Annotated in this window: 7 protein-coding genes; all 7 read right to left on the bottom strand. The window is 48.5% G+C overall.

The features are described from left to right. On the bottom strand, positions 1–241 hold a 241-nt coding region (locus H6F63_RS00510; RefSeq protein ID WP_190633985.1), incomplete at its 3' end, for a serine/threonine-protein kinase. Between the two features lie 517 nt (positions 242–758). After that, positions 759–3695, bottom strand: coding sequence for an NHLP bacteriocin export ABC transporter permease/ATPase subunit (locus H6F63_RS00515; RefSeq protein WP_190633975.1), 2937 nt, complete (start codon positions 3693–3695; stop codon positions 759–761). Between the two features lie 9 nt (positions 3696–3704). After that, positions 3705–5882, bottom strand: coding sequence for an NHLP family bacteriocin export ABC transporter peptidase/permease/ATPase subunit (locus H6F63_RS00520; protein WP_190633987.1), 2178 nt, complete (start codon positions 5880–5882; stop codon positions 3705–3707). A gap of 37 nt (positions 5883–5919) precedes the next feature. Next, positions 5920–7365 carry an NHLP bacteriocin system secretion protein gene (locus H6F63_RS00525; protein ID WP_190633977.1) on the bottom strand — a complete coding sequence of 482 codons (1446 nt, stop codon included), beginning with the start codon at positions 7363–7365 and terminating at the stop codon, positions 5920–5922. A 290-nt stretch (positions 7366–7655) separates the two neighbouring features. Further along, positions 7656–8750 (bottom strand): cyclic nucleotide-binding domain-containing protein, encoded by a 1095-nt coding sequence (locus tag H6F63_RS00530; protein ID WP_190633979.1) that lies wholly within the window; start codon positions 8748–8750, stop codon positions 7656–7658. Between the two features lie 70 nt (positions 8751–8820). Continuing rightward, the gene (locus tag H6F63_RS00535; protein WP_190633981.1) at positions 8821–9987 is read right to left on the bottom strand and encodes a hypothetical protein; all 1167 of its coding nucleotides are present in this window, start codon (positions 9985–9987) and stop codon (positions 8821–8823) included. 43 nt (positions 9988–10030) lie between these two features. After that, a complete protein-coding gene (locus H6F63_RS00540; protein ID WP_190633983.1) occupies positions 10031–10804 on the bottom strand; it encodes a P-loop NTPase in 774 nt (257 codons plus the stop codon). Positions 10805–10827 lie beyond the last annotated feature (23 nt).

Genomic DNA, 10827 nt, shown 5'->3' on the forward strand with positions numbered 1-10827 from the left:
CTAACAGCCGGGGAATTTGGTCATGGTAGCCCAATTTTTCCAAGATTTCGGCTTCGCTACAGAATAGACGCCGAGCGATTTGCAAGCATTCGGAATCGCTACTAGCAGGTTTGAGGTGTTTAACGACACAGGTTGGGTTTCCAGGGCGACGAGTATCTTGAGCAATGTAGGTTTGACCAAATCCACCTCTGCCCAAGCTGTCAATTATCTGATAGCGTCCATCTAATAGCTTGCCGAGCATTGGGTGATTTACTGAGGTGGATAAATCATCAGTAGCAGCATTTTTGGGCATAAAGACTGTACTCTCAAGACGTATGGAGCTGGCGCAAGCTTTTGGTGCCTTAGCTTGAAGTTCATCAGTCTGCTTTTCGGGTAAACAAGTAAGAATTTAGGTTCGATTACCAAGATGAAACTAGCAAACCTCTATTTACCTCTCGGACCCAAAAGTCCAGAATTATGCGACGTTTTACAAAACTTCACATTTAGTTAAACGGTAAATCGATTTTAGATTTTCGATTAATTTCGCCCTTACTGGAAGGTTTGCAGATTTAGAAAAGTCGATTTTAGGCTTATTCCGAAACAATTCGTAACGTATATAGAGCGCTCCTACCGTTGGGTCTGCCTCTACGATCAAGGGCGAACGGGCGTTGTGACTAGGATGATTCCAAGCGGTCAGAGTCGGGGCTGGCAGTTAGAACTAAAAACTTGGGGAAGTGTTTTAGATGTGTTGGAGCAAACTTGTTACGAATGAATACCAACTAGGCCATCTGGCGAGTCATCAACTGGGCAAACAGCCCCTCCTGAGAAGCCAGCTCCTCAAAACTGCCCTGCTGCACGACCCGACCGCAGTCAAGTACATAGATCCGGTGAGCGTTGCGGATTGTGCTAAGCCGATGGGCAATTACCATCCGGGTAACTTGCAGCTTGTCTAGACTTTCACTGACAATTGCCTGTGTTCTATTATCTAAAGCACTGGTAGCCTCATCAAATAGCAAAATTCGGGGTTTCAATACCAATGCCCTAGCAATGAGCAGCCTCTGCCGTTGTCCTCCAGAAAGATTGCCACCCCCTTCACTGATGACTGTGTGCATTTGCATTGGCATGGCTGCGACATCGTCAGCAAACCCAGACATTCGGGCTGCTTCCCAAGCTTCATCGAGTGTAATCCGAGCACCGCTAGCGATGTTGTCGAAAATAGAAGCAGATGTAATCCGACCAGCTTGCAGGACGACGCCTAACTGTCGGCGCACTGCGTCAACATCCAACCCAGACAAATCTTGACTATCGTAATAGATGGTGCCATCTTCGGCAGTTTCAAATCCTAGTAGCAATCTAAATATGGTGGATTTACCGCTCCCAGAGCCGCCTATAAGTGCAATAAACTCTCCAGGCTCTGCATACAGGCTCACATCATCCAGCGTCAGGGGTCCATCTTGTCGGTAGCGGAAGGTGATATGGTCTACGACGATTCTGCCCATGAGTTTGCCTGGATCGGCTTTGCTGAGATCCACTTCCGGTATAGTCTCTAGAATTGGCTGAGCGCGTTTCCACTGAGGGACGACTTGCAAAGCGTTAGTAACTGTATTGCTTACGTCTGTGGCACCTTTAATAAAAGTGCCAAAGGCGCTGTTAAAAGCGAGGAAAGTGCCAATCGTCAGTCCGATACCGCCTGTAGTTTGAGCCTCCTCCAGAAGCTTGATAGTAAACCAAAAGAGGACTCCAGAAGTCAGCGTTGGCATCACTGTATTGAACAGTGCGACAAGGTCTTCAACGTTCTGGGTGCTAAGTTCTAATTTTATTTGCCGACTGTAGTTTTTACTCCAAGCGGCGAAACCACGCTCTTCAGCCCCAGCGACACGCAGTTTAGAAATGCCATTGATAAGCTGCACCGTCTGCCCAAAGATATTTCCCTTGACTTCCAGTAGTGGGCGAACCTTGCGGACGAGGAACACGCCAGAAAGTGTGGTGATAGCGATCGCAACTACAGCCACAGCCACAGCGACTAGGGCTAATTTCCAACTGTAGTAAAACAAAAGCGCCAAGTTCAGTAATGAAAACAAACCCGTGATAAGAGTGATTAGGGTTGTGCCACTGAGTTGACGACGGATTGTACTAATTGATGTAACGCGAGACTGAAGATCTCCTGTGGTGTACTCGCGGAAAAAAGATACTGGCAGGTTCAGCAGCCGATCCCAGACAGCGGCTTGGGTAGAAGCATCCGAAACCGTTTCCACCCGCAGGAGGGCAAACCCCTGAGCCAGCCGAAATAGCGCTATCCCGAAAGCAGCAACCAACAGCCCCAATCCGACTTGCAGCAATAACCCTCGATCGCTATCAGGAATCGCGTTATCAATCAGAATGGCAGTAGCGTGGGGTGTAAGCATCCCCAGCAGCGTAGCGGCAATGCCTGTTAAAAAGATAACAAGCAACTCTCTCCCACGACCCTTGAGCGCGAATCGGAATATATCTATAGCTTTGAGGACTTTATCGGGCAAAGACCGATAAAACATATAAGCACAAGGGTTTAGCGTCGAGGCACTACGGGCATCTACAGGAACACGGGTCTTATTGGCTGGGTCAAAGATTTCGTAGCGAGTAGCCGAAATAGGCAGCAGCGCTACTGGTTGGTTGTCCTGCTGGGTGTAGGCAACTAAAGAACCACAGTCCCTCTCCCACCAGTTGTCCCGCAATAGAACCTGCCGCATCCTAAGCCTTGAAGCCCTGACAATTGCTTCCAACGGGTCTTTGACCCGCTTGAGGTCTTCTGAGCGAGCAGGAGGACGAATTGTGACACCGAGAGACCTTCCGACTGCACCCGCAACGACCAACAAGGGCGTACCTTCTAGGAAAAAGGTTGCTTCTTGAGTTCCTAGTGACGAGGCGAGTTCACCCAAAGCCTCTGCTGTCACCTGACGATTAAGACGTTCCCGATCCTGAAGGCGCTGTAGTTCTTCCTGCGCTTCCTGCTGCTCTAGGAGATTAATGTAGTCAAGGAGTTGAGTGTGAAGGTGGGACAGTCCCCCAAGCAGGGTATCCGGGTCTCGAATTGCGATCGTCGTTTGGGTGGCAAGCTGAACTTCCCCTACAGCTTCCAACCACATTCCGGCGGTTAGGGGAAAAGTTCCTGCTGCCGAATCTAGAGTTAGTTCCTCAAACCCCATCAAGCGGACATTTCCTTGGCTGAGGAGTACCCATGCGATCGCACAGCAGAACCTGGTAGCGTCCTTCGCCTCTGACTCAGGCTGAAGCGTCTCACCATCAACCAGGGAAAATAGTGCTTCTCCCGAAGCCTTTACCTGAATCACTGGCATGGCGACACCGGAAAGTCCAGCGTTAATTTGCTGGAGCCAGCCCTCTACCAAGGCAACCACTCTAGTATCCCCATCGGCAACTAACTGCTTAAAGCATTCTCGATCTACCTTCAGCAGTTCTGTCTCGCCAATCGGCACTGCTAGGAGTCGGCGCTGCTGATTGCCACTAGGCTGAGTTCCGAAAAGTGCTTCTCCTGGATCGCAACTGAATAGATAGCGGCGAGTTCCTTCTACAACACCATTTTCAACCGTAACGGCAAACAACGCTATAGTGCCAGACTGAACCACCCAAACAGTTTGTGGTTCATCCAGTAGTATTGGCTCATTGCCTTTAAGACAGCATAGTTGCCCTTGTAAGTCTGTGTTCGTAAGTTGGTTGACCATTTAAACTGCTTACCCCTCACTGCGTATCAACCGCGAGTATGCTCCCTCTACTTGCCACAATTCTTGGTGGGTGCCTCGTTGCATTACCTTTCCACGTTCAAGGACGATGATTTCATCACAGTCCCGGATGGTACTCAACCGATGAGCAACAATCAGGCAAGTACACCCCCGCCGCCGCAGATTCTGGTCAATAATTTTTTCCGTTTCAGCATCTAGGGCACTCGTGGCTTCATCCATGACGAGAATCGAGGGGTTGTTCACCAAAGCACGGGCTATTTCCAGCCGCTGTCGCTGTCCTCCACTTAAATTAGCGGCCCCTTCGATAAGGGATGCATCAAATCCCCCAGACATCGAGAGAACCACATCATCGATCGCCGCATCGCGGCAAGCTCGCACCAAGCTTTTATCTGATACTGTGGTATCCCATAGAGTCAAATTGTCTCTAACAGTTCCGCCAAACATCGAAATATCTTGCTCCACCATAGCGACGGAGTTAGTTAGTACTGATTGCGGAATCTGATGCCTAGGTAACCCGTCAAAGCGAATTTCTCCCTCCCAAGGTTCGTAGAGTCCGCTTACGAGTTTGGCAACGGTAGACTTGCCAGAGCCACTCCCTCCTACCAAGGCAACTCGCTGTCCAGGCTTGACCGAGAGCGTAAAGTTTTCAATTAGGGGAGCCTCTAAGCGGCTATAGCCAAATGTGATGTTTTCCAGCTCGACGTAGCCTTGCAGACGGGAAGATTGAATAGTTTCATTATCCTTGTGACTTCTGCTTTCTACTTGTGGATCGACCGGATTGTCCAGCACATCATCCAGGCGAATCAAATTACCTTCCATTTCTTGCAGGGTACTGCCGAAGCTAACAAGATTGTTGACAGGCAGCAGAAAGCTCTGCATCAGTCCTTGAAAGGCTATGAGCATCCCAATGCTGAGGTGTCCGTTCATTACCCGTAAACCACCAACAACCAACAAAGCCATAGATGAGAGTGAAGATAGGAGTGCAGGTAACACTGAGAACGTCTGGTTAGTTACTCCTAATTCCTGCTGTGAATTGATTGCCTTGGTGTAGTAACCTGACCAGCGGGCAAAGAAATCTGATTCCAACCCAGATGCCTTGATGGTTTCTATACTTTGGAGAGCGGCAATGGACGCGCCAGCCGCTTTGCCATACTCTTGAATTAATCGTTGATTTGCATCTACGCGCTGACGGGAAATCCACTGCAAGGTTAAGACATTCACTACGGCAAAGCTGACTACAACCGAGGTTAGTACCGCGTCATATTGCAGCATGACTAGCGCGTAAAAAATGACCATCACCGCATCAATAGCTGTAGTTGCCAATCTCCCTGAAAGAACATCAGCAACTTGGTCGTTGAGGCTAGTGCGGTTACTAATTTCTCCGGCAAACCGTTGGGCATAGAAACCAACGGGTAAACGCAAGATGTGCCAGAGAAAGCGGCTGGACATCCCTACAGACAGCTTGACTTTCAATCGGCGCAGATATCGCAACCGTAGTAGCGTCAGTATTCCCTGAAGTATAGCTGCGATCGCCATCCCCAAAAGTAGTGGTCGCAACCAGTGCTGCCGCCCCTGAACGAGGATTTCATCGACAAACACCTGGCTAAATACGGGTACTACCAGCCCGACAAGCGTCAGTAGTAATCCCGCCAGTAAACAGTAAGCTAGGACACCAGTAGCACCCTGTAACCGTTCCCACAGCGCTCTCAATAGGTTGGGTTTACGCCCCCCTTTCTGGAACTCCGGACCGGGTTCCATGACCAGCACCACTCCGGTATACCCCTCGTCAAATTCCTGTCGAGACACCTTTCGTGGTCCAGTACCAGGGTCATTGAGATAAACCATCTGCTGGCAAATTCCCTCCACGACTAGGAAGTGGTTGAAGTTCCAGAACACAATATAGGGAGGAGACAGGTCTTGAAGTTGCTCCAATTCCTTTTTAAAGCCTTTAGCTTCAAGTCCGTAGCTACGAGCAGCCTTCAGCACGTTGGAAGCCTTGCTGCCGTCGCGGGAAACCCCGCACTCTCGACGAAGTTCTGGCAGTGGCACAATCCGACAGTAGTAACCCAGAATAATTCCTAGAGCAGCAGCCCCACATTCGACAGCTTCCATTTGCAAAAGCGTTGGCGTCTTTACCCGCCTGCTTTGACCTCTCAGCAGTTTTTGCATCTGCTGCAAAGGATTAATCGGTGCCGTTAAGGTCGGATTAGTTGATGCCACTGACCGACCTCAGGATAGGTAAAACAAACGTAATGGGAGCCCGCTCTTCCACCTTGACTCGAACAACAGTGGTAGTTCCAGAAGAGATTTTCAGTTGCGGTCCCTTGGAAGAAGACCAGTTGTAGCCGCTAAAAGTAGTGGAATCCAGCTTTAGGTCTGCGGATACTTGCATTACTCCCTCCTGCTTGTCAGACATCAGACCTTCCACCACTTCTGCATTGCCCACCACATTGGCTGCTGACTCTTTTGTGATTGGAAACCCAGAGACAGTTTTGACAGTACCTAGGATGCCGCCAAAGCGTTCCCGTTTCACAGTTTGTGGCGTAATTTGGAGCGTCATGCCCGGTTGAACTTTCTTGCCATCCCCAACCGCAAAATAGGTTATGCCAACCAGCAAGCTGGATGGATTCTCTGCGTCTATGCTCCCCAATCGGGTTCCCGCCTCAACAACCTGCCCCGGGTTAGTAGTGATTTCTAGTATGCGTCCGCTGTGTTGACTAATAATCTTAGTGTTGTTACCTAATTGCAGTTCCAGTTTGGCAATCTCTCGCTGGACCTCTTGAATCTCTTTTTTTCGAGTTGTTGAAGTTTCCAGGTTTTGTTGAGCTAGAGTTGCTTCCCGGCTATCCTGCTCTTTCAACTGAGTCCGGAGGTCAGAGATCATACTGAGGTTGTCACGATTAGCCTTTTCTTGCTCTGTCTTCTTAGCATCTAGTTGCTTTAACTGAGCTTCGAGATCGGCAATTTTATCGCGGTTTTCCTGGTCTTTTACTTGTGCATCCAGAAGTACATCATTCGTAATCACTCTTTCCTTGTAGAGCTGCCTACGAATCTCCAGTCTCTGCTTGTAAATAGGAGTCATAGCCTGGGCTTGCCGTAGGCTTTGCTGGAGGCTCTGGCGTTGCTGCTGGATCGATTCACTGCTTGTTGATAGGAGGAGAGGCATCAGGGATTGGAGTTCCCGAATGCGTTGCTGGAGGTACTGGCGTTGTTGCTGAATTGTCCGTTTTTCCTGTTCGTTGCGTAGCCCTTGGAGCGAACCGACGGCTTGGTCTTGTGACTGTAGTTCCGCCAGTTTATCGCGCTGCTGCTGTAGTTGCTTCCGGAGTTCAATTTGGTCAAGTGTTCCTAATACCTGACCCTTTTTGACCATATCTCCGACCTTGACATTTAGAGCTAGTAACTGCCCTGAGCTTTTCGATTGTAGCGGCACAACTTGGCTGGGATAAATTATTACCCCTCGGCCCTCGACAGTAATTGGAATGCGTCCATAAATACTCCAAATCAATGCCACCACTACCAAGGAAGCCAAGGATGTTAAAGGCAGCCAGCTCTTGGGACTGACCACCTGCATCAACTGATCTAGTCTTTCAGGAGAAGATAAACGCTCCAGTGACTCTTTTCGGAATAGGTTTTGCTTCTGGTTAACCATTTATGGGGCCTCGACAACCACTTGCGAAACAAAAATCTTTCCTGTTCTGTAGCTCAGGTATGTCAAGTTCTTTGAACAGGATTAATACTTAGTAGTTTAGGGGGGAGGACATCCCCCTACAACGCCCAATTTTTCGGTAAGACTGACAATTTTTTGGGTTCTGTTTTGTGAGGTAATTTAATGTTGCGATCGCTCACTACCACAACACACAGCAGCTAAGTCAAAGTAGCAGTCCTAAGCGCGATTGCTACCACTGTGTATTCAGTCAACAGCAGGAAAAATTGAAGAATTTAACTTTCTCTCAAACGTCTCAGCATCCAATCAAATCTGGTTCCAGCCAGTGCCATATGATCTAAAACGCTAGAATCCAGTTCATCCTCATATTCAACCCCTCCATTCAGTGGCTGACCTTTGCTATAAACGCGCCTACCATACCCAAGGCGACTGAGCATCGCCTGCAATCTATTTGAAAGCAAAGTAGCAATTACTCGATAAAAACGGGAAGCAAATCCTACATCTTGCTGTAATTTTGCTGCTAATTGCTGCCGGGGAATCGACAAGACAATCGAGTCTTCAAGGGTTTTCACAGTCGCAGAAGGTAAGCGAACATCAATGAAGGGGGTTTCTCCGACAATTTCACCTCTCGATAATCTCGCTATCTCTCGACCTGAAGTTTCACTGTCCTCTAGAGCTGCAAAGGCACGGGCTAAAGGATTGCGCTCATCTTCACAAACAGAAACAGTCATTGTTCCATTCAATAGGATATACAACGCATCCACAGGTCCTCCTGAATGGATAAGTACGGTATTAGCCGCAATTTTTTGGCGACTGCCTGTAGCAATCATCCAATCGATGTCACTGTCATTCAATCCTCCCAAAACAAACAGCATATCCCTCAGCGCCTGACCTTGAGCAAGCTTGCTACGAGTAAGCTGACTGACTATGCTCTGGAGTCTGTCTGAAAGTAAAATAGCGATCGCTCGATAAAAACGGGAAGCAAAACCAACATCCTGCTGCAATTTTGCTGTCAATTGCTGTTGGGGAATCGACATCACAAGCGACTTCTCGATCGCCTTCACAGTGGTAGCGGTCGGGCGAGTACCCAGGAAGGGGATTTCTCCCACTACCTCACCGCTTGATAACCTAGCTATCTCCCGACCTGAGATTTCGCCACCCTCGATAGCCGCAAAAGCACGGGATAGAGGATTGTTATCAGCTTGAGAGACTGTAACGGCTAAGGTTCCATCTAGGACAATATGTAGGGTATCGGCAGCTTTTCCTTCCTGGACAAGGACAGTACCCGCAGCTATCTCCTGCCGACAGCCCGTAGCGCTCATCCAATTGATGTCACTATTACTTAATTCTTTGAGTAGAACTTCTGTCATAATTTTATCTCCCTATTTCTTCTAAGGGGAGGGTGTCCCGAATTACCTCACATCTCATAACTTTGATGCTTTACACATATAGGGTTGTTTGTAATTCATCTATAGTCTTTTTGAGGCGAATTATTGCCTCTTGAGAAGCCAATTCCTCTAATGTCAAATAGGTTAATGCTATTAACATCAAAGGTTGGTTATTAAAGGTGATTAACTCACCTGCATATTCAGCATCAAAGCGCTCCAAATTTTCTACAGCCGTCTTTACTAGCACCTGTAAAATCTTAAAAGCCCCATCAGAAAGTGCTGGCTGACCTCGGTAGTTTTGCAGTCTGCCTCCTTCTCGGTAATTCGGAAACGCTTCCAAGCCCAGAAAGCGTAAAAACCAATCAGCCCGATAGTGTCCTGTAGCAGCTACAATGCCTCTGTGATCGGCAATCAGTTCATCGAGTAGATTATTTCGCATCGAGTCAAACAAGCGGCGTGTGAAGTAGTGGGTACATTCATGTTCCAGCCGAATTGTTAGGGATAAGTTCCGCCACTCCGATTCCGAGAGTCCCATATCGCTGGCTGGGACATCACTGTAAGGACCATCGCTCAAAATAATCAATCGATCCTGATAAAGCTCCTTATGCGGAATGAGCCGCCCAAACTCTTCTGCCCAACTCGATTCTGAGCAATTCAAAGGGTTTTTATCTTCCCATTGTTGTCGATACTGGCGAATCCGATCCCAGTTGTTAAAACCAGCAACCATGCAGGCTCCCATAGATGCAGGGACTGGTTTTGGTTCATTACGCATTGTTAGTGCCTGTACCAGAGAAACAAAATCCTCCCGGTTCCCGGTGAGCAAAACAGGGATAGCTCCTGCAAGGCTTTGATGTATTATCAACTGAAGTTTCTCTGGTTGCTTCAAGACCAAACCAGTCGCCTCAGCCATACCATCCACCAGCACACCCTTACGGGTAGCACAGCGATATGCGTCAGTCTGACTGATACCCTCCTGGATGGGAAACTGTAATTGAACCAACACGCCCTTGAGCGACTGAAATGCTCCGACTACTCTCGCTTGGGCGGCGTATTCCTCCCAGGCGGCTACATGGGCTTCGGGTGCAAGGGGAAATTGAACGGGACGGGTTAAACCGCTACGGTCAAAGACGTTTTGATTGTAAATCAGCAGCTCTTCGGTTTCTGAGGCACTGGCACCATAGGAGGTCAGTATGCTCTTGCGAAATTCCTGTTGGTTCATCAAATGCGATCGCCTCCAGTCAGTAGTTTCCTTAACTCAACCCTCAGTGTTCAATCTGAGTTGCAATCTTTTCCACTGTCTGGCTGAAGGGATGATCAGGGTAGCGTAGGCAGAAGAGTTCTTTACTCCCTAGCAAAATCATTTCTTCCGAGAGCGGTATAATACCAGCCACCGATGTGTTGTAAGTTGCCTCTAACTGTTCCCGCAAGGCATCGAACCCCAAGGCTGGCAGCACCTTGTTGACAACCAGCAGCATCTTGGGTACCTCCAGCTTTCGAGCCACATCCACCGTCACAGCAGTACCCTGGAAGTCTTGGCTGTCTGGACGCAGGATGACGACTAGAACATTAGAGATACCGATAGAAATTAAGGTTTCTTCATTGAGTCCGGGGTGAGTATCAATGAACAAGTAGTCCAAGTTCAGACAGCGGATAATTTCCTGAAAGCCGTCATTGAGACGAACTACGTCATACCCCTCGCGCAGAACGCGAGAGATTTCTCTAGCTTTAGTACTAGAGGGAATTAGGTAGAGGCTGCCGTTTGTCACGGTTGTCTCTCCCTGTTCCGTCTTGAGAACATTGCTAACGTCGTAGGCAGCCTCTTTAATGTGACAGCGACCCCATAGGTAGTCATTGAGGGCACAGTCCATTTTTTCAATGTCTAGACCGAAAATGACGTGAATCCCTGGCGACTGGATATCGGTGTCAATAATACCTACCCGTTGCCCATGACGGGCTATAGTAGCCGCTAGGTTAGCCGTCAAGTTTGATTTACCAGTTCCACCACGGAACGAGTGAATAGATACTATTTTTGCCACAGCGTACCTCCAGGTATAAAACA

This window comes from Trichocoleus sp. FACHB-40, from assembly GCF_014695915.1.
Classification (GTDB): domain Bacteria; phylum Cyanobacteriota; class Cyanobacteriia; order Cyanobacteriales; family FACHB-T130; genus Funiculus; species Funiculus sociatus.

Bases quoted from the DNA above. Each gene is read 5' to 3' on its own strand.
- H6F63_RS00515 (WP_190633975.1), bottom strand. From the start codon at position 3,695: ATGGTCAACCAACTTACGAACACAGACTTACAAGGGCAACTATGCTGT.
- H6F63_RS00535 (WP_190633981.1), bottom strand. From the start codon at position 9,987: ATGAACCAACAGGAATTTCGCAAGAGCATACTGACCTCCTATGGTGCC.
- H6F63_RS00525 (WP_190633977.1), bottom strand. From the start codon at position 7,365: ATGGTTAACCAGAAGCAAAACCTATTCCGAAAAGAGTCACTGGAGCGT.
- H6F63_RS00530 (WP_190633979.1), bottom strand. From the start codon at position 8,750: ATGACAGAAGTTCTACTCAAAGAATTAAGTAATAGTGACATCAATTGG.
- H6F63_RS00520 (WP_190633987.1), bottom strand. From the start codon at position 5,882: ATGCAAAAACTGCTGAGAGGTCAAAGCAGGCGGGTAAAGACGCCAACG.